This is a genomic window from Prevotella scopos JCM 17725, assembly GCF_018127785.1.
Lineage (GTDB): Bacteria > Bacteroidota > Bacteroidia > Bacteroidales > Bacteroidaceae > Prevotella > Prevotella scopos.
The window spans coordinates 649,994-671,654 of sequence record NZ_CP072389.1; the positions used below are offsets into that span (position 1 = coordinate 649,994).

The 21,661-nt window shown below is 39.8% G+C and carries 14 protein-coding genes and 2 pseudogenes; 2 read left to right on the plus strand and 14 right to left on the minus strand.

Annotated features, from left to right (window positions below; genetic code table 11):
• Positions 1-19 precede the first annotated feature (19 nt).
• The 11 genes from J4856_RS02400 to J4856_RS02450 all read right to left on the minus strand — a co-directional run bounded on the left by J4856_RS02400 (position 20) and on the right by J4856_RS02450 (position 15,854).
• Positions 20-832 (minus strand): DNA-deoxyinosine glycosylase, encoded by an 813-nt coding sequence (locus J4856_RS02400; RefSeq protein WP_025837231.1) that lies wholly within the window; start codon positions 830-832, stop codon positions 20-22.
• 115 nt (positions 833-947) lie between these two features.
• Complete coding sequence (locus J4856_RS02405) at positions 948-1,541, minus strand: IMPACT family protein (RefSeq protein WP_025837229.1); 594 nt, start codon at positions 1,539-1,541, stop codon at positions 948-950.
• Positions 1,542-1,561: 20 nt separating this feature from the next.
• Positions 1,562-2,809 (minus strand): DUF1015 domain-containing protein, encoded by a 1,248-nt coding sequence (locus J4856_RS02410; RefSeq protein ID WP_025837227.1) that lies wholly within the window; start codon positions 2,807-2,809, stop codon positions 1,562-1,564.
• Positions 2,810-2,895: 86 nt separating this feature from the next.
• Positions 2,896-3,813, minus strand: a complete 918-nt coding sequence (locus J4856_RS02415) for an NAD(P)-dependent oxidoreductase (RefSeq protein ID WP_025837225.1) — start codon at positions 3,811-3,813, stop codon at positions 2,896-2,898.
• A gap of 73 nt (positions 3,814-3,886) precedes the next feature.
• A complete protein-coding gene (serC, locus tag J4856_RS02420) occupies positions 3,887-4,957 on the minus strand; it encodes a 3-phosphoserine/phosphohydroxythreonine transaminase (protein ID WP_065368052.1) in 1,071 nt (356 codons plus the stop codon).
• Between the two features lie 208 nt (positions 4,958-5,165).
• The gene (locus J4856_RS02425; protein WP_025837222.1) at positions 5,166-6,479 is read right to left on the minus strand and encodes a DEAD/DEAH box helicase; all 1,314 of its coding nucleotides are present in this window, start codon (positions 6,477-6,479) and stop codon (positions 5,166-5,168) included.
• Between the two features lie 2 nt (positions 6,480-6,481).
• Entirely contained in the window at positions 6,482-7,687 is a 1,206-nt protein-coding gene (locus J4856_RS02430) for a tetratricopeptide repeat protein (protein WP_025837219.1), read from the minus strand.
• Entirely contained in the window at positions 7,687-8,796 is a 1,110-nt protein-coding gene (locus J4856_RS02435; protein ID WP_025837217.1) for a tetratricopeptide repeat protein, read from the minus strand. The genes J4856_RS02430 and J4856_RS02435 overlap by 1 nt, the downstream gene beginning before the upstream one ends.
• Positions 8,797-8,880: 84 nt before the next feature.
• Complete coding sequence (locus J4856_RS02440) at positions 8,881-10,140, minus strand: tetratricopeptide repeat protein (RefSeq protein ID WP_025837215.1); 1,260 nt, start codon at positions 10,138-10,140, stop codon at positions 8,881-8,883.
• A gap of 180 nt (positions 10,141-10,320) precedes the next feature.
• Complete coding sequence (gene gyrA / locus J4856_RS02445; RefSeq protein ID WP_065368053.1) at positions 10,321-12,900, minus strand: DNA gyrase subunit A; 2,580 nt, start codon at positions 12,898-12,900, stop codon at positions 10,321-10,323.
• A 197-nt stretch (positions 12,901-13,097) separates the two neighbouring features.
• Positions 13,098-15,854: a hypothetical protein gene (locus tag J4856_RS02450; protein WP_025837214.1), complete on the minus strand. Its 2,757-nt coding sequence runs from the start codon at positions 15,852-15,854 to the stop codon at positions 13,098-13,100.
• A 154-nt stretch (positions 15,855-16,008) separates the two neighbouring features.
• Between J4856_RS02450 and J4856_RS02455 the strand changes: the two are divergent.
• Positions 16,009-16,875 (plus strand): annotated as a pseudogene (locus J4856_RS02455) (IS4 family transposase); the annotation flags it as partial.
• A gap of 277 nt (positions 16,876-17,152) precedes the next feature.
• Positions 17,153-17,755: pseudogene (locus J4856_RS02460) on the plus strand (IS4 family transposase); the annotation flags it as partial.
• 96 nt (positions 17,756-17,851) lie between these two features.
• Here J4856_RS02460 and J4856_RS02465 read toward each other — a convergent pair.
• The 3 genes from J4856_RS02465 to J4856_RS02475 are packed head-to-tail and all read right to left on the minus strand — an operon-like array spanning position 17,852 to position 21,562.
• On the minus strand, positions 17,852-18,364 hold the full coding sequence (locus J4856_RS02465; protein ID WP_025837211.1) for a hypothetical protein: 513 nt from the start codon (positions 18,362-18,364) through the stop codon (positions 17,852-17,854).
• Positions 18,361-20,328, minus strand: coding sequence for an NAD(+) synthase (locus tag J4856_RS02470; RefSeq protein WP_025837209.1), 1,968 nt, complete (start codon positions 20,326-20,328; stop codon positions 18,361-18,363). Before J4856_RS02470 ends, J4856_RS02465 begins: the two co-directional genes overlap by 4 nt.
• A gap of 16 nt (positions 20,329-20,344) precedes the next feature.
• Positions 20,345-21,562 (minus strand): DUF2027 domain-containing protein, encoded by a 1,218-nt coding sequence (locus J4856_RS02475; RefSeq protein ID WP_025837207.1) that lies wholly within the window; start codon positions 21,560-21,562, stop codon positions 20,345-20,347.
• Between the last annotated feature and the right edge of the window lie 99 nt (positions 21,563-21,661).

Sequence of the window (21,661 nt, forward strand, 5' to 3'; positions counted from 1 at the left end):
ATGTCAACTTGTTAGAATTTCATTTCAGCAACTCCTTTAGTTTAGTCCATACTTTCAACTTCTCTTCGAATGTCATTCGACTATAGGCTGAAGACGTTGACGGAAAGACATAACATGGTATATTAACTTTGCCAATTGCCTTTAGGAAAGCCTTATATGTATTTTGACCATTAAAGACAAGGCTTTTAATGGATTGATATTTATTCAGTAGGTCTTTTATCTCATTTGTGGAAGGGTTGCCGATGAAGCCTGTATCAAGACTACCTTTTCTTAAACCTTCCTTATAAACATCCCATAGCCCTATACCGATATTGTTAAGAAATGAACGGTTCTTTTCTAACCTACTTGTTGAATTGAAAAGTTTATTGATAATCTTCCAAAACGCATTGCGTGGATTAAGATAGTAGGACTGCTGCTGGATAGAGATATCTCCAGGCATAGTACCTAAGATGAGCACCTTGGTTTTCTCATTTACCCATGGAGCAAGTCCCTGTTTAAAATTAGAAGACACTTCTTGAGAGATAAATGGCAAATTTTCTTTACATTTGCTTTTAGGAAATGGTGAGGACGTAAACTGACAAAGATTAATTGACGTTTTATTCTTTTGACTATCAGTGAAGTCCAAAGATGTTTTAAGGCATATTTTACCGTCTTCAATAATAAAAAACTGTGGATATTTTCTTGCACGAGCTCTTATCTGTTTGGCTGGAGCCATAGAACCTGCCTGTTGCAGATATAATTTCTTGTCAAATATTTTTTTTGCTATTTCAGCAGAGCTCATCGCAGAACCATAGCCTTCTAATACGTAAATAATAGCTTCATGTAAAGTCATATCAGTCTGTTTTTAAATTCAATTATGTCATTGTATAAGCTTTCTGTTATCTAACTTTGGTTGTATTAATAATAGATTTTGTGTCCTACATTTTTTATCATTCCTAAATTGGGTATCAATCAAATGATAGTTTCTTCAATCGAGTACGCAGTTCTTCTGCCTGCCCTTTTCTAATAGAAAGAACAACCTCGCAGGTATTGTCAAATACCTGATTAACAATGCGAGGATTCATTTCTTTAATAATTCGCATGACATCATTCATCATCGGATAAGTAAATGTATATTTTACTTCCTCCTCTATGAATTTTTCTTCAATCTCGCTATTTGCTAAAGCATCTGCCGCTGCTTCACGATAAGCAACAATCAAACCACCAGTACCCAGGTTTATTCCTCCGTAATAACGAATAACACAAATCAGCGTATTGGTTAATCCATAGCTGTCGATTTGTCCTAAAATAGGCTTACCAGCTGTTGAAGATGGCTCTCCATCATCATTTGCACGAAATTCTGTACCATCGTAGCCTATTCGATAAGCATAACAGCAATGACGAGCATCAAAATACTTCTTTCGATATTCTTTTACAATCTTCAAAGCATCTTCTACAGAATCAACATGATGTGCAAAAGCGAGGAACTTACTCCGCTTTTCAGAGTAATATCCCTCGCTAATCGCTTTCTCTTTTATAGTCTTATATTTATCGCTATCCATTTAAAATTATTAATCTTGTTTTAATCCAGCTTATGGATAACAAGACCAGAACGAAGTTTAGGCTCAAACCATGTTGCCTTTGGTGGCATAATCTTACCGCTATCAGCAATATCCATAATCTGCTGCATAGAAACAGGATAGAGTGCTAATGCCCAACGCATTTCACCACTATCTACACGGCGCTTCAACTCACCAAGGCCACGCAAACCACCAACGAAGTCAATGCGTTTGTCTGAACGGAGATCCTTTATACCCATCAGTTCATCCAAAATCAGTCTGCTTGAAATATCTACATCAAGAACACCAATTGGATCATTATCATCGTAGGTACCAGGTTTAGCAACTAAGCTATACCAATTGCCATCGAGATACATTGAGAACTCATGAAGTTTCTTAGGACGATATTCTTCCTTGCCTTTTAACTCTACTGTGAAGTTCTTCTCCAAAGCCTTTAAGAATTCAGCAACTTCCATGCCATTTAGGTCTTTGACAACACGATTATAATCGAGAATTGTCAATTGACTTGCTTGGAAGCATACAGCCATAAAGTAATTATATTCCTCGTCGCCCTTATGATTCTTGTTGTTCTTAGCCTTCTCAGCGCCAACTAATGCTGCTGCAGCTGAACGATGATGACCATCAGCGATATAAAGGCTAGGCATCTTCTTGAATTCTTCTGTTATTGTCTTGATATCATCTTCATTTGTGATAACCCAAAACTGATGTCTGAAGCCATCATCAGGAGCAACGAAATCATATTCAGGCTTTGTAGCTGCATAACGAGCCAACAAATCATCAAGAACTTTATTATCAGGATAAGCAAAGAATACTGGCTCGATGTTAGCATTGCAAATGCGCACATGCTTCATTCTATCCTCTTCTTTATCTCTACGCGTCAACTCATGCTTCTTGATATTACCATTTAGATAATCATCAACCAAAGCTCCGACAACAAGACCATACTGAGTCTTGCCATTCATAGTCTGTGCATAAATATAATAATGTTCCTTATCATCTTGAACTAACCAGCCTTTTTCTTGGAACTTATCGAACTGCTCAACAGCACTATTATAGGCTCTTGGATCATATTCACTTGTACCAACCTCGAAGTTGATTTCAGGTTTGATGATATGATATAAACTCTTTTCGTTATCGCCTGCTTCAGCGCGAGCTTCTTCAGAATCCAATACATCGTATGGACGACTAGCAACAGACTCAACTAAGTCTTTTGGAGGGCGAACACCTTTAAAAGGTTTGATAACTGCCATAGTATTAATCTTTAGAAAATAATAAAAGGGTTGAGGGCCTAACCTTGTTTATAAACCAAGGCAATCAACCCTTATCTATTAAAAAGTTATTTGTTTACTTGGAATTTTGTATCACCTGTCGCAAAGAAAGAATTAATCTGCTTTGCTGCAGCAATACCAGCATTATTGTTTGCTTCAGCAGTCTGAGCACCCATCTTCTTTGGTGTAGAGAAGTAGCGACCTTCAAACTTCTTAAACTCAGCATCAGCGTCTGGCATAATGTCAGTGACAAACTTCAAGTCTTCACGTTCAGCCATCAATTTGATCAATTCTTCTTCATCAATAACCTCTTTACGCGCAGTGTTTACGAGTACACCCTTCTTTGGGAGTAAGTTTACGAGGCGATAATTGATACTTTTTACAGTCTGAGGTGTTGCTGGGATATGGAGTGATACAACATCACATGTTTGGAACAACTCATCCTGTGTCTTGCAAGCATGTACACCAGCAGCCTCAATAGCATCAGCAGGGCAGAATGCATCAAATGCATAAACATCCATATCAAAACCTTTAGCGATACGTGCGACATTGCGACCAACGTTACCAAAAGCAAGAATACCCAGCTTCTTACCCTTCAACTCTGTACCCGCCTTACCATTGAAGAAGTTGCGAACAGCATATACTAACATGCCAAATACAAGTTCAGCAACAGCATTTGAGTTCTGACCAGGAGTATTTTCAACGACAACATTCTTTTCTTTTGCATATGCAGTGTCGATAGAATCGTAACCTGCACCTGCACGAACAACAATCTTCAGCTGCTTAGCAGCATCCAAAACTTCAGGAGTAACCTTATCAGAACGTACTATCATTGCATCAGCATCTTTCACTGCATCAAGCAATTGAGTCTTATCTGTATATTTTTCAAGCAAAACAACTTCATGTCCTGCATTCTTTAGTTCATTTGTGATACCTTGCACAGCAGATGGTGCAAACGGTTTTTCAGTTGCAATTAAAACTTTCATAGTCTTAATATTTTGGTTAGATATTATAAAGTTTAGCAGATTGAATATGACCCACTGCTAAGTCTAATTATTTTTAATGCTTAGCCTCGAATTCCTTCATTGTTTCAACGAGAGCCTTGCAGCCTTCAACTGACATAGCATTGTAGCAGCTTGCACGGAAACCACCTACATCACGATGACCCTTGATACCAACCATACCTCTTTCTGTTGCAAACTTGAAGAACTCATCCTGAAGATCAGCATACTCATCGTTAAGAACGAAGCAGATGTTCATGTAAGAGCGATCTTCCTCACACTTAACTGTACCACGGAACAACTTGTTGCGATCGATTTCATCGTACACAATATCAGCACGCTCCTTCGCAAGTTTCTCCATTGCTTCTACGCCACCATTTGCTTTAATCCAACGAAGGTTCTCTAAAGCTGTATAGATTGGTACTACAGGAGGAGTATTGAACATAGAACCCTTCTTGATGTGTGTACGATAATCTAACATTGTAGGAATTTCACGCTGTACACGACCCAGAACATCATCCTTAATGATAATGAATGTAACACCTGCCATAGAGAGGTTTTTTTGTGCACCACCATAGATGCAGTCATACTTAGAAACATCTACAGGACGACTAAAGATGTCAGAAGACATATCACCAATCATACGAACTGAAACATCCAAATCTTTGTGATACTCTGTACCATAAATGGTGTTATTAGTTGTTATGTGCAAGTAATCCAAATCTGTAGGAACATCAAAGTTCTTTGGAAGATATGTGTAGTTCTCATCAGCTGATGAAGCAACTTCTACAACATCTCCGAACAACTTTGCTTCTTTCATTGCTTTCTTTGCCCAAACACCAGTATTTAAATAACCAGCCTTCTTTACCAAGAAGTTGAAAGGGATCATGCAGAACTCAAGTGATGCACCACCACCCAAGAAGAGCACAGAATAGCCTTCAGGAACATTAAGAATTTCCTTTACTAAAGCCATTGCTTCATCCATAACTGGTTGGAAATCTTTTGAACGATGACTGATTTCTGCAATAGAGAGACCAATACCATTAAAATCTAAAATCGCACTTGCTGTTTTTTCAATTACTTCACGTGGAAGAATACATGGACCAGCACCAAAATTGTACTTTTTCATCTGATTGTTTAGTTTAAGTTTGACTTATGTTTTATAGTTATTATCAGTATTAAATATTGTAATAGGTTTTCTATAGACAACGATGCGAAGATACGCTTTTATTTTCATACATCCAAATAAAAATCAGTTTTTTTTCAACATACGAAATAAGTAATTCAATACACGTGGTTAGAGCATACTAATAGAAAGTGACACATTGTTTAATGTATCACTTTACTTCTTCCACAACGGTACGAATACCCTTTATTTTTTCACCTTTAGTCAAGGAAATTGTTTTTTTTATTTTTGTACTTACTATTGCAATATAAGTAAAACGATCCTTAATATCTATCTTCCCAATATCCGACGAGTTTAAACCACCTTTTTTACATAGGAAGCCAACGATGTCCATTTTTGAAATCTTATCTTTCTTTCCTTTACCTATATATATAGTCCCCATTCGTGGAAGAGCAGGTTTAGGTAATGATACAGGAAGCTGATACTCCTCATAATCATTGTTGACATATTCTGGTAAATGCTCATCAGGACCAAGAATAAAGAAAGTTCTACCTTCCTTATCCCAACGCGCTGTACGCCCTACTCGATGCACATAGCTATCTTCCGTTTCTGGGAAATGATAATGTATGATATTATCAACATCAGGGATATCCAATCCACGGGAAGCCAGATCTGTACTAACAAGTATCGGTGCAGATCCATTCGAGAATTTATAAAGTGCAGCTTCACGCTTTCGTTGATCCAACCCACCATGAAACCAGCTTATTGTAAAGCCATTCTCTTTCAAGAATGCTGCTGTACGTTCTACAGCGTCACGATAATTCAAGAAAACAATACTGCTCTTATCCCCTAAAGATAGTAGCAGTTTCTTTAAGCTTTCAAGTTTATCTTTTTCATTACTTGTAACCGTATAGAGACGAATACGATCAGGAATATTCTCTTCCTCTATGCGATAATCAAGATGAATGGTTCTACCAAGTGAAACAAATTTTGGAATAGAATCTGACTTCGTTGCAGAAAGTAGGATTCTTCTTTCTATATTCGGTAGTTTGCTTAGAATACTCATCATTTCGTCTTGGAAGCCAAATTCAAGACACTTGTCAAACTCATCAATGACAAGCCACTTTATTGTCTCGGCATTGATATTTAACTTATCAAGATGGTCGTTTAATCTGCCAGGAGTAGCAACGACTATCTGTGGCTTAACATCTCTCAGCACACGATGTTCTTCCATTGTTGGACGACCACCATATAATGCCATACAACGCAGACCACTTCCCAAATCCTTTAGAACATTAGCAGACTGCAATGCTAATTCACGCCCGGGCACCAAAACTACTGCTTGTAACTCATCTGATAACGCATCTAAACGTTGAATTAATGGCAGGAGGTAAGCGTAAGTTTTGCCAGAGCCTGTCGGTGACATTACCACAACATCTTTGTTCGTATGCAATATTGCACCTGCGGTAGCTTCCTGCATCACATTAAGCGTAATTCCGAGTTTTGTAAGAATATCGTTGTGCATATTTATTTCTCCTTTCTTATCTTATCAATTTCATCAAATTCTTTACCCATGTTCAGATTTAAATAAATTGTATATAAAGGAGCTAACCATTTACTTTTTGCATTTGGTGCAAGCTCTCTGTATCTTTCCATATAGGGTTTAGAACGTTGATATAATGTTATAATCTTTTCTTTGTTAGCACGATACTTTTGTCTATCCTTATTCAACTCTATAGCCTGATTAAAGTAAGCGAGTCCTATATTATAATATGCATCAGCATAAGATTCGTTGTCTTTTATCAATTGCTTACAGATCTCAATACATTCGTTGTATCTTCCAAGGTTGAGCAATGCTGTACTCTTTGCAAAACGGAACAGCAGACTTGTTGAATCGGCTTTCAAAGCACGTTCTGTGATTTCCAATGCTTTTTGATGTTCTCCAATCTTTGCATAATATTCTACGAGTCGTGGGAAGAAGAAGGAGAAGTTTGGATACTGTTCAAACCCCGCTTGCAAAGACTTTACATACATAGCCGTATCTTTCTTAACTAAATATGCTTCGGCTTCGTATTGTCTAACAAAATTCAACATTGAAGTATCACGTTCTGCTTGCTCCTTGAAACGCATAATCTTATCTGCATCTCCCAATTTATATCCACAAAACATTGCCCAATAAGCCGCATGGGGAATGAGTGCATCATGTTGCATGTAATCATAACCTTCAAAGAGAGGATACTTTGCAGACATCAAGTAATCGCTGTAATAATCAAAAGCTGTCTTGTAATCATTCTTATGAACAAAATACGACCCACCATTGAAAAGATTTGGACGAATTGAATTCAGAAAAGTAGCATGCTTTGTTCTATATTTTGCATGAACCTTTCCGTCTGCATCAGACTTTGCATCCAATGAATCAAAACTTGACATTGTTTCGTATAATTTTCTTGTTAAAGAGAAGAAAGCCGCTGTATCATATTTTTGCTTTAGGTATAATTTTTCATTACCCTGGTTATACTGTTTTGTCAACGCATCGCAAAGAAGAAGCCATATTTTACTATTCTTCCTATTTGTAGAGTCAGCCAGTAACCCACGAAGTGTGTTTTCTGCCTTCGTGAGTTCTTTTCCAGCTTTTATCTGATCACGTACAATCTGAAGCTGCTTCTTCTGGGCAAAGCCTGTAATTGAGAAGAGCAAACAAATATATAATAAAAATAACTTTGAATACTTCACTATTTAAAATTTGTTAGAAGAGGTTCAAGCTCTTCAGCTTTAATTTTATCATTCAATATCGTATAATCCAAATGTAACGGCCCAACCCAGTCAACTCTATTCCTTCGTGGATCTTTTGCCCTCACACGTTCAAGATAGATGCGTGCTTCAGAAAAATATTTCATATATTCATTATCAGACACGTTCTCTTTCTTTTTTCTTCGTTCAATAACATCCTCACGTGTTGCTAATCCTATCGTATTCAAACAAACACCAATGTTATAAGCAACAGGAATACTACTTGGATCAATCTCATCTGCATGTTTATAAGCGTCAATGGCTTCTTCCCAACGCTCTGCATGCATGGCAATTTCACCTTTTAGAATCCAAGGGATTACTGAGTTTGTATTCTCTTCAAGCATTCTATCAATAAAATCTTCGATATTAAATTTAGGTGTAGGATGCTGGTAAAACTTCATTATCCATGAGAAATACTTATCATTTGTTGGGTCGGTACGATAAAGACGCTGTATAACAGATAGGTAACGTAGCGAATCTTCTTCTGTCACCATTTTGCTTTGCATACATTGTGCCTTAATTTCTGCAGCACCTTGTGCTGTCTCATCATATTGCATAGCAATATCGGCATATTCATCAGCTTTCTGTAAATCATGCGCTTTAAGGTAATAATAAGCAATGTAGTAGGCAGCAACACCCGACTCATCAATATTATCTTTTACCAATGGAGACTTACGCGTTTCCAGATATAATTTTAAAGCATCAAGTCCTTCATTTCTCGTATAACTTCCTTTGCTGAAATACTTACCTGCATCAATTAGCATTGGATGCAAAATTGCCAAACGATTTTTATTCTCCTCCGCAAACCTAGGATTAACTTTTCCCTTTCGATTAGGCATTCTGTCAAATTCGTCACTTTTCAATGAATATTCCACACCATCAACAACGGCTTTGAAGATAGCTACAGAATCCCTATTCGAATGTTTTTCCACACGGGAGAAAGCATCTTTGGCAAGACGATTAAAAGACTCAGCCTGTTGATATGCTTCTTGTGCTTCAGAAATATTCCAACTTAAAAGAATAGAAATAATCAGTATTAGTACTCTTTTCATTAACTACAATTTAGTAAAACAAAATCCCCTCTTATATGACCTAAGAAAAGTGATCATATAAGAGGGTGATGTAAAAACTAATAATTATTGAACGCCAGCGATAGCTGCAACCTCCAATGTCTCTGGAGCCTGTGGGCCCTTTACAAAATAGTAACAACCATAAAGTGGGTAAGCCCAAGAGCTCTTTTGCTCTTTGAGCGTATCAAGCTTTCTAGCAGCTTCAAGATAGGTAATTGCCTTATTATATACCTCATTAAACTGCGCACGTGCAGCAGGTGATAATACACCCTTAACTGCAGCTACACGATCCTGTGCCTTATAGAACCAGCACTGACCGATTGATGCGTTGATAGCAATCTTTGCGTTGTCATCCTTAGCAAGTGCCAAAGCTCTTGAAAGGTAATCAGCAGCCTTGTCATATTCCTTTTTCTGACTTGCAAACTGACCAAGCATTACCAACGCACCATAGCTGTTAGGGTTCTTTGCAAGGGCAGCGTTTACAATTTCCTCTGCCTTGTTCTGCATACCAAGTGAGCTATAGATAGATGTCAAAGTTGTCAATACGGCATCATTATCAGGATCTTGGGCATAGATACCAGCGAGCTTGTCTGCATAAGCTACAGAGTCTTGGCGACTATTAAGCTGTGCACCCATAATAGCCAACTGCAACTGCTTTGCATCCTTACCACGGTCCTTACTCTTTACAGCGTATTCAGCATATTTCTCAGCCTTTTTGTAGTCCTTATTCTGATAAGCATAATAAGTTGCGAAGTAAGCAATCTCATTCAAGTTTTCATCCTTAGACTTATCAAACTTTGAGAACATTGGCTCATCAGCAGAGTCTACGTAACGAGCAAGATACTTATAAGCATTTGCATCATCCTTAGCACCCTGATAGAAGATACCACCATTGATAAGCTGACCACGGAGTGGATAGAGCTCATCAGCAATACCTGTATACTTAGGCTTAACCTTACCCTTTGCGTTAGGCATATTGTCATACTTAACAATCTCCTCAGCAGCATCGAAAGCCTGACCTACAGCCTCGTAGAGACCTTTCTCATCAACAGCCTTGTTACCTTCCTTACCCATCTGCTGGTTAGTCTGGTTTTCAAGCTGAACACCCTGCTCTGCACTTACCTTCTTCATTGCAAGTTGATAGAGCTTGTCATAAGCCTTTGCCTTCTCAGCATTGTCTGTAAGCTGTCCAATGTTAGCCTTTATGAGCTCTGCAGCCTCTGCATAGCTCTGTGCTTTAAGGATAGCCTTTAGTGGCTCGCTGTCACCAGCGAATGCAGCAGATGTACTGAGTAACATCAATGCTGCGAACATTAACTTCTTCATATTAGTGATCTTTATTAAAAGGTTTATAATTCTATGTTAATTCAGAATTCATAATTCAGAATTCATAATTCATAATTATGATTACCGCTGATTCTAAGAACTTTGATACAAGTAACTTGTCAACTTGTCAACCCGTTAACCCGCCAACTTGTCAACTAATCAACTTGTACCCCCGATATCTTACTCGAAATCAACTGGTGTTACCTCAGTGTTATCTGCTGATGATGCCTCTCTCTCGATATTCTCAGCGTTGTTTGGAAGTTCTTCGTTGTTTTCTTCCTCAACCTCTGACTCCATCTCAGAACTCATCACCTTACATACTGATGCGATGACATCGTTCTTCTTTGCGAGGTTAATAAGGCGTACACCTTGCGTTGCACGACCCATAACACGGCACTCAGCAACTGACATGCGAATAACAATACCGCTCTTGTTGATAATCATCAAGTCATTATCATCAGTAACGTTCTTGATAGCAACAAGTTTACCAGTCTTATCCGTAATATTCAGTGTCTTAACACCCTTACCGCCACGATTAGTCAATCGGTAGTCTTCAACTTGTGAGCGCTTTCCATAACCCTCTTCAGATACAACCATAACAGTCTCGTTAACTGGATCATTAACAACAATCATACCAATAACCTCGTCCTGTCCGTCATCGTCCAGACGCATACCACGTACACCAGTAGAAACACGACCCATTGTACGGATATTTTCCTCATCGAAGCGGCAAGCACGACCATTGCGGTCAGCAATGATAAGTTCGTTATGACCATTTGTCAAACGAACATCTACCACCTCGTCGCCTTCGTTGATATTGATAGCAATCACACCATTGGTACGAGGGCGTGAGTAAGCACGGAGTGAAGTCTTCTTAACGATACCCTGCTTTGTAGCAAATACTACATAGTGAGAATCGAGGAAGGCGTCATCATCCAAGCCCTGAATACGCAAGAATGCGTTAACAGAATCTCCTGGCTCAAGTGAGAGCATATTCTGAATAGCACGGCCCTTTGAGTTCTTATCACCCTCAGGGATGTCATAACACTTCATCCAGTAGCAGCGTCCCTTACGAGTAAAGAACAGCATTGTCTGGTGCATTGTTGCTGGATAGATATATTCGGTGAAGTCTTTCTCACGAGTACGAGCACCCTTAGAACCTACACCACCACGCGCCTGCTCCTTAAAGTCTGCAAGCGGTGTGCGCTTGATATAACCAAGGTGGCTGATAGTAATAACAACAGGGTCATTAGGATAGAAATCCTCAGCATTAAACTCATGCTCATCAGGGATAATCTCTGTACGACGAACATCGCCATACTTCTCCTTAACCTCCTGCAACTCTTCCTTCATTACCTCCTTGCAACGCTCAGGATTATTAAGAATCTCCTGCAAGTCCTTGATGGTTTGCATCAATTCCTCAAACTCCTGATGCAACTGATCAAGACGAAGACCAGTCAGCTGTGACAAACGCATGTCAACGATAGCCTTTGACTGAAGCTCATCGAAGTCAAAACGCTTCTCAAGGTTCTTCTGAGCCTCAGAAGGTGTCTTGCTGGCACGAATAATACGTACAACCTCGTCAATATTGTCACAAGCCTTAATCAATGCCTCCAAGATATGTGCACGTTCTTGTGCCTTCTTAAGGTCAAACTGAGCACGACGGATGGTTACGTCATGACGATGCTCAACGAAGTACTTAATGCACTCACGAAGGCTCAACAGACGTGGACGACCCGCTACCAATGCGATACAGTTTACAGAGAAAGAACTCTGCAAAGCTGTCATCTTGAAGAGCTTATTCAGAATAACGTTTGCATTCGCATCACGCTTCACGTCAACAACGATACGCATACCCTGACGGCCCGTCTCGTCGTTAACATTAGAAATTCCTTCAAGTTTGCCTTCCTTCACGAGGTCAGCAATATATTCAATAAGTTGCTGCTTATTAACTCCATAAGGAATCTCTGTCACAACAATCTTATCATGGCTCTCATCACTCTCAATCTCTGCCTTGGCACGCATAACCACACGACCACGACCAGTCTCATAGGCATCTTTAACACCTTGAAGACCATAAATATAAGCACCCGTTGGGAAGTCTGGAGCAGGAATAAACTCCATCAAACCATCAGTAGATATCTCTGGATTATCAATATAAGCACAACATCCATCGATAACTTCGCCAAGATTATGCGTAGGAATATTTGTTGCCATACCCACAGCGATACCATTACCACCATTAACAAGCAGGTTAGGAATCTTTGTAGGCATCACAGCTGGTTCGCGCAACGTATCGTCGAAGTTGTTGACCATGTCAACCGTATCCTTCTCGATATCGTCCATAACGTGCTCACCCATCTTTGAGAGGCGGCACTCAGTATAACGCATCGCAGCAGCAGAGTCACCATCGACAGAACCAAAGTTACCCTGTCCATCAACCAACTTGTAACGCATATTCCAATCCTGCCCCATACGCACAAGCGCACCGTAAACAGAAGAGTCACCATGTGGGTGATACTTACCAAGTACCTCACCGACAACGCGGGCGCACTTCTTGTAAGGCTGGTTGCTAAAGTTACCGATACCGCGCATACCGAAGAGGATACGGCGGTGAACAGGCTTAAAACCGTCACGAACATCAGGGAGGGCACGTGCCACAATCACCGACATTGAGTAGTCGATGTAGGAGCTTTTCATCTCCTCCTCGATGTTGATCTTCATAATTCTGTCCTGATCAATTGTTTGATTTTCGTCCATTATATATTTTTTTCTGTTATAAATTTCTATCACTTTAACGAGCTCATCCCCATAAGACTAAAATTGCCCACAATAGCCTTTATTTCCTTTCTGAGCCGTTTTCGTACTTTTTCAAGGTGTAAAGATACGAATGTTTTTTGATACCACAAAGAGCTTATAACGAAAAAATGTTATCAAGACCTATTATTTTGAAGCGTTTATTTCTTTTTAGGATTTACATTAAATCTCCATGACAGAGACAACATCATATATCGTGGAATACTATTATTCCATGTTTCCGTTCTTCCTTGTGCGTTCATTAAGTATTGAGTATTAGAGAGCTGACGGAGTATGTCAAAGCCTTGCAACTTAACTAAAAGTTTCTTATTTATGAAACTGCGACTAAGTTGTGCATTCCATATCCAGTCAGTAGTATTCATCTCTGAGAGCTGATAACCACGGCGAGCAAACATTGTTAGGTCAGTTGTTAATTGTAGTTTCCAAGGCAAAGCTACCTGAACATTCACACCTATATTATAATCTCCTGCATAAATATTGCTAAATCCCTCACGCTGACTCTTGATAAGATAATATGTACCTCCGCCATGAAGTGTGAACTCATAGTTATCATCGGGACGATAATTAAGTTTCAAGACGTTACTTATCTTCCAGTTATTTACAATACTTCGTTGACTTTGTGTAGCCCCTTGTACCATTGCCATGTCAACGTTATGATTATAGTTAAAAGATGCTTGATTATCAATACTTAATTTCTCTTTTTTATCCAGCGGACGAGTATATCCTATTCCTAAATCAATGTGATAATTACCATTTACGCTAATGGGCTGAACGGTTGAAACACCTGTTTGTTTATCAAATACAAGACTATAAGCCACAGCATTATCCGTTTGATGATAACCCGTATTAATGTTAAGGCGACTATGTTTCTTCCCCTCAAATGTCTTACCACCTTCTATGTCATAATAATGAATATTACGAAGCTGCGTATTGCCTAATATGATATTCATAGGATTGCTATCGTCACGATAATTAACCATCGTTGTAAGGTCAGGTAATTCAGAATTCATCTTAGCTTTTATCTCCCATGCGTTACCCTTTAACCATATATTAGGTTCAAAGAATATACTCTGCCGAGACACATCGTGTCGTCCCATGCGTTGATAATAAAGGTTGGCATGAACTATACGAACAGGCAGATTTACACTTATCTCACACTTCAAGAGTTTACTATGCAAGTCTCTATAGCAGAAGTTAAAGCGATGACTATTTTGATATTCTGTAAAGTGATAAGTATTACTATTATCAAGGACTGTAGCCAAGATGTTTGTGGCAGAGGGCAATCTATCGAACAAGCTGCTATCACGTCCAGAAATCTTATCAAGACGATAGAGTGGATTATCCGTTTTTATATAAGAATATGCGTAATTATACTCAGGTTGTAAGCTGATATTTCTAAAAGTCCAATTATAACTGATACCAGCTGACAACTTAAGGTTTTGATTAAGGCGGTTTATATATTGATTACGATAATCGCAGGGAAGACTATGCTGTAGATAGGTCAAATCCTGTAGGGAAAATGTCTTTTGCGTGTTACGATTATAATTGATTCCAAAGTCCCACCTAATCATATCAGCTATGATACTTATTCCATTGCTATTTTTAAGGTTGAAATCTATATTCTTCGATTCAAGGCTATTTGCCGACAACATACGGTTAAGCAACGATTGATTGTCAGACGTCTCGATATTGCTGTTGTTCAGGCCATGGCTATGGGCATAGGAAAAGGAAAGATTATTAATCGTATAATATTTATCTTTTTGGATACAAAAATTGCTACCCGCAGTCCAATTATCAGAGCTTCCTAACGACTTATATCTGCTATGCTGATAAGAGTCTCCACCATATAAAAACGTTTGTTTTGAAGAGAGAGATTCGTCATCAGTATTTGTATGATTCCAAAGGCTACTAAGGTCGAACCAAGAAAATTCATTTCCTAAAAAGCGTATATATTGAGCACCAACCGTTTTAGTCGTCTGCAATCCACTCCCTACATCTTGTGGACTCCACTCGCCATTGAGTGCCGCTCGCTGATTGTCGTTAAGGTTGTTGCTATTGGCAAATATTCCGATACGTTCTTTGTCAGAGAACTTTATGGCTAAGCCACGTAGCTTATATCTGTTGTTCGAACCTGCACCAGCTTCAATGTTACCCATATAGCCTACGGCATACTCCTTCTTCAGCTTTACATCCATCACATAGTTCTTGTCGCCCATATCACGTCCTGCCAACTTTGAAGCTGCTCCCGACTTGTTAAAAACTTTGATTTTATTAACCGTATAGGCAGGTAGATTCTCCAATGCCAACATTGGGTTTCCACTGAAAAACTCTCGTCCGTTGACTAAAAGGCTTTGAATATACTTGCCATTGACGAATATTTGCCCATCTTTGGTCAGTCGTGCGCCTGGCAACTTGCTAATTAGCGCATCGAGCATGCTCCCCTCTGCAAGGTTGAAAGCATCAGCATTATAAACAATCGTATCGCCCGCAACAACCATCTTAACCTTTGTAGCCTTTACGGTCACTTCTGCTAATTCGTGCGCCTTTGCCAATCGTATTGACTTTACAAATACTGAAAACTCTCGCTTACTCCTCAACGCAAAGTGCATATAGCCGTCCTCATACCCATCAGCACTTGCCCGCACGATATAATTCCCAACCTTCGTCAAATTTTTAAATTGATAGAAGCCCGCATATTCTCCAGCCTCTGCAGGTGCGGCTATCAAGCTATCTATAACAACACTGTCTAAGGTCATTAGGTAAACCTTGGCACTTGGCACTCCAGCTCCCGTCATGTTATCAAGCACTCGCCCTTGAACAGGGATTGCGTCATCTTTTGCATGTACATTACTGCAGCAAAATAATAACATTAAGAACAAAAGTAGTCCGTTTCTCATAAGATAGTCTGGCGTAGATGGTCGGTGATATAGATTGCTTAACTAAAGTTTCCCACCTTCAAAAATAGATAGAAAAATAACAGTTTGTCGAATTTTCTTTGTAAATTAGTAATCGCAAAACAACTGATTTTAAAGACAAGACAACAAAACTATTATGGAAGCAAAAATAGAGAAAATAAGTGAGTTATCCAAACTTTTGAGTGTTAAAAACCGAATGAGTGATGATTTATTTCATCTTTTTGGCAAGTTTGGCATTGGTCACCTGTTATCTCGCCTGTCATTGGAAAAACAGGTTGGAGTTTCGGCTTCGGAGTTAATCCTTTCTCTTTGCCTCTTCCGCATTGTAGGTGAGAGTATTCACAGCATATGCAAACATAAGATATATGAGCTTTCAAATCATGGTAAGAACTGTTTCTATCGGATGATGATTCGCCCGCAGATGGATTGGAGACGCTTGATGAACCACTTTGCCCTGCGTTATATGTGCCTGTTGCGCAAGTATGGCGAAGCTCCTCAATCAGGCACCACGACATGTTTCATTATAGATGACACAGTACTTGAGAAGAGTGGTGTGAGGATGGAAGGTATCAGTCGTGTTTTCGACCATGTGAAAGGCAGATGTGTATTAGGCTACAAACTGTTACTTTGTGCATTCTTTGACGGCAAGACAACCATACCCTTTGATTTTTCACTGCATCAAGAAAAGGGAAAACAAGGCGACTGCGGGCTAATAAAACAGCAACTCAGAAAGGCATATCATACCAAGAGAAATAATGGCAGCCCAGATTTTAAGCGCTTTCAAGAGTGTAAAATGTCTAGGCTGGAAGTCACCATGGATATGCTTCGCCGTGGATGGAAGATGGAATAGCATGCGAAGTATGTGATTACCGATAGTTGGTTTACTTGCGAGCAACTTATGGCGTGTGTTAGAAGCATAGGTAAAGGTGCAATGCACTTTGTCGGACTTGCTAAAATGGGAAAGACGAAATACACTGTGTCAGGCAGGAAGAAAAATAGCTCTATAACGAATCGTGTGGGTTGTGTGTTGATATTCCACCGGTTTGGTGCGGGGGCTTAGCACATGTGGTGCGGATGCTTAGCACCAATGGTGCGGATGGTATGCACCACATGTGCGGAGGATTAACACCATTGCTGTATATGTAAGGGTAGGGATTTAATGTGCATTAAGTGAATTAAAACTAAGGTTAATTGCGAGTCTTATTTAGTTGAAGGCTATACTTTTTTTGACAATATTTTTAGGCTCTATGACGAATTACCCACACGATTCGTTATAGAGCCAGAAAAATGCAGCAGAACTCATTGCCGCCTATAAATGCGAACGAGGAAAGAGCTGTCGTAAGTATAAATGTCGATATATTCAACTCAACGGCAACTTAGGAGATATACCTGTCAGAATCTTCCTCATCAAGTATGGTAGAAACTCCACGTGGAACGTCTTACTCACTACGGATACTACGATGTCTTTCGTAAAAGCCTTTGAAGTGTATCAGATTAGATGGAACATAGAGGTGATGAACAAAGAGACGAAGCAGTATCTCGGATTAGGAGGTTATCAAGGTTGCGACTTCAATGGTCAGATAGCCGATGCAACGCTATGTTACCTTACATATACCGTTATGGCTTTGGAAAAGAGGTTCACAGAATACCAAACCATGGGCGAACTCTTTTCGAATATGGAGGCTGACCTTATGGCACTCACGTTATGGAAGCGAGTTCTTGCCTGTATCGAACGCATTCTTCGTGTTTTAGGAGAAACGCTTGGGGTGACGCCCCAACAGCTTATGGCTACAATCAGCGAAAACGATAAAGAGATGAGCAAAATCCTTGTAATGGCTGAAGCATTGGAAAAGTGGGATGAAGTATGTGGGCAGTCTGCATAACTTCTGTTAGTCATGTGTTAAAAGTCAATGGATATGGGGGACGACAAGCAAAAGTGGGTGAGAAAAGACAGTGTTTCAAAGGGTGGGAAACTTTAGTTAGTTATAAAATTCAATAACATACATATCTGGCCACACAGTTACATCAACGATTAGAGAACTACCCGCTCGAAGAAAACGGAGCACATTACTCGCTGGCTTGACTTGCTGCAGCTGATAGCCATGCGACTGAAGCCCAGACACCAAAGCACGATAATACCCCTTATTCCAAAAGACGATTTGCAACGCTCCTCCCCTATCGTCAATGACTGCAAGGCTTGAGTTATCCTTCTTAGCAAAGAGCCTGTAGAAAGGTTGCTTTGATTGGTCAAACTCCATGTTAGGACTGACGTGCCACCCCCATAACTGACGTGTGTCATCAGCCACTAACTCTGTCGGGATTCGTCTGAGTCCATACTTACTAAAAAGATAAGGTGCAACCGCCCGCTTCCCTTTCTGCACCTGATATTGAAGTAATTCGAGCACAGACAATGGAAGTAAAGGCAGATTCCCCTGCGCAGGCGTGCACAGAGGAATCAGTAAGAGGATAAGTTGAATGATTATTCGTTTCATGACAGTCCTTCCAACTCATTGAGCCAGTTGGTTGACATCGCATCTGAAGGCATACGCCAGTCGCCACGTGGCGAAAGACTCACGCTGCCCACCTTCGGTCCGTCAGGCAAGCACGAACGCTTGAACTGCTGTGAGAAGAATCTTCGGAAGAAGAGGCACAGCCAATGAAGAATTGTCTCATCAGAATAAACTCCACGGAAAGCATTTTGTGCCATCCAATAGATTTTCGATGGACGGAAACCACAACGAAGAACATAATAGAGGAAAAAGTCGTGAAGTTCGTATGGACCAACAAGGTCTTCTGTCTTCTGGGTAATATCTCCCTTTGCATCAGCAGGCTTCAACTCTGGAGAGATTGGTGTTTCTACAATATCGGTTAATATCTGACGCACATTCTCATCCTTCGTATTATTGGCAGCATAACGCACAAGATACTGTGTTAGCGTCTTAGGAACACCAGCATTCACGGCATACATACTCATGTGGTCGCCATTATAGGTACACCATCCCAAGGCAAGTTCGCTGAGGTCGCCCGTACCGATGACAAGTCCGTTCATCTGATTGCTCAAATCCATTAAGATCTGCGTACGCTCACGTGCTTGAGCATTCTCATACGTTGCATCATGTACCTCTGGGTCATGATTAATATCTTTGAAATGCTGTAAAACAGCGTCCTTAATGTTAATCTCACGAATGGTAATCCCAAGGTGTTCCATTAAAGCCATTGCATTCTTATAGGTTCGTCCAGTTGTTCCAAATCCAGGCATAGTAACCCCAACGATCCCTTTACGATCGAGTCCAAGCTTATCAAAGGTCCTAATGGTCACAAGTAAGGCAAGTGTTGAATCAAGTCCACCACTGATACCTATGATAGCCGACTTACAATTAGTATGTACTAGTCTTTTTGCCAATCCGTTAACCTGTATGTTAAAGATTTCATCGCAAGCATCCTGCATATTTTCATCTTGTGGAATAAAAGGATGCTGGTTGAATTCACGTGTTAACATAAACTTATGGTCATTGACTGGTGGCATACAATCTACATGTAAAGCAAGTTCTCCTATCTGACCTGTTACACCAGCTAACCCCGTAGCTACAGGACGTTGAGCGTTTACAAATGTACTATTAGTTCTTCGTTCACCACGCAAGTTTTCAACATCAATCTCAGATATAATCAGTTGTGGGTTAATTTCGAAACGTTCAGATTGCTTAATGAGAGAACCATTTTCGAAGATCAGTGCATTACCTCCAAAGACTAAATCTTGTGTACTCTCACCAAATCCGCTACTACTATAGACATATCCGCAAATCGTTCGAGCACTCTGTTGTGCAAGAAGCGACTTCAAATAAGTATGCTTTCCTGCTAGTTCATCGCTGGCCGAAAGATTAAAGATGATCTCTGCTCCTGCCAAGGTCAGATGATTACTTGGAGGTGTCGGTGCCCATAAGTCTTCACAGATTTCTATAGCAAATGACACTCCCTCTGACGTACGGAAAATCTGTAACTCTGGTGTTACGAGAATCCTATTTCCGGCAAAGTGAATGTGCTGAGGACGAAGGTCTTGTGAAGATGCAAACCATCGTTTCTCATAGAATTCACTATAGTTAGGGAGGAAGGTCTTAGCCACAATTCCAAGGAGTTTACCTTGCTGGATGACCACTGCACAATTAAGTAGTAAGGCACCAACAGCAATTGGTGCACCCACAATAACAGTGACATCCAACTGACGAGTAAAGTCGAGTAAGGATAGAACAGCTTGTTCAGCATCATCAAGAAGGAGTTGTTGCTGGAAAAGGTCTTGGCAAGTATATCCTGTGATTGAAAGTTCTGGGAACACAATTATCTCTACACCTTGTCCTTCAGCTATTGCAATTTGCTTCTCTGTTTCTATAAGGTTGAACTTCGTATCTGCAACTTTTACTGCAGGAATGGCTGAAGCAACCTTTATTAATCCATGTTTCATATAGAAAATCGTTATTTTATTTAATTGTTACTTGGGTAGCACCATAGCCATACTCACGAAAGGACGCGTCCTGATAAGAATAATGCTTGTATTTATAATTAAGTTCGTGGATGATGGCTCGGCGTAATACACCCTCTCCTTTACCGTGAATAAAGATAAGTTTCTTCCCATGTTGATCCTTGTATTGGTCAAGTGTACGACGAAAGACATCTAACTGATATTCAAGAATGTCACCTGCTGTCATACCCGCTGTCGTTTCAAGAAGTTCATCGGCATGAAGGTCAATAATAATCTTGTTATCACTAAGAATCTGCTTTGCTGACTTCGTACGCTCAAACTTATAGCGTTTTGCAAGTTCATCTGTCTTCTTGTCAATATCTTCTTTTGTGATACGACTCGGAGAGGAATATCCAGTTTTCAGCTTTTCAGCATCCTCTTCAGTTTTTCTTGTCAAAGGTTCTAACATTGGGTGTTGAGCAGGTTTATCCTTCTCAACCAAAGTATAGACCAAAGCGGGGTGTTCAAAGAATACGCTCTCGTGAAAAGTATTTAGCTTATAAAACTTTACCGCATCTATCTTTACTTTCAAGTCACAAGTGGGCTTCAGCATGAAAGGTTTATCCTTTTTATAACTATGAAGCTGAACACATCCATATAGCATTTCATTTAGGTCGGCAAGCGTGAAGTCCTCAATAAGTAATTTGGTGTTAGGCTCTAATTCGTTGACAGCTTTCAAAACCCACTTCTCATCTTGTTTCAAGGAATAAGAGAAATGGACGTAATAATTAGAGTCGTTGACAAGATAAGACTTAAAATGCGTTGTTGTTAGAGTCTTTATATCTGTAGGGATAAAAGCAAGATAAACAGACAACTCATCACCGCCAACACGTTCCTTTACAGGAGCTTCAAAGTTGGTAGAAGGATCATCATCAGGCAATATGGTTGAATCAACATCACGCCAATCGTCTCCAACTTCATCCCCATCTGTATTATTAGACGTAAGACGTTGTTTAATACTTCGATTATCATCTCCTTTCTCCATCTTACGTTGCTGTTGGTCAATACGCAACTTTGCACGATCAGAAGCGGCATCTTCTACGATAACAACTTCATTGACTGGTGTTGGGATTTGAAAACCATCTTCATCCTCCACAAGAACAATCTTACCTTTAAATCCAGCAATGATTCCACCACCTGTAGAACTCAAAAATCTAACTTTATCTCCTATTTTCATCTAATTTCTTCTTAAAATTCATGATTATCCTTAATCATTGGATGAAGTTCACTCTTTAAAAAACTCCTTTTCCAATCTCTTGGACCTATATGTCCAATT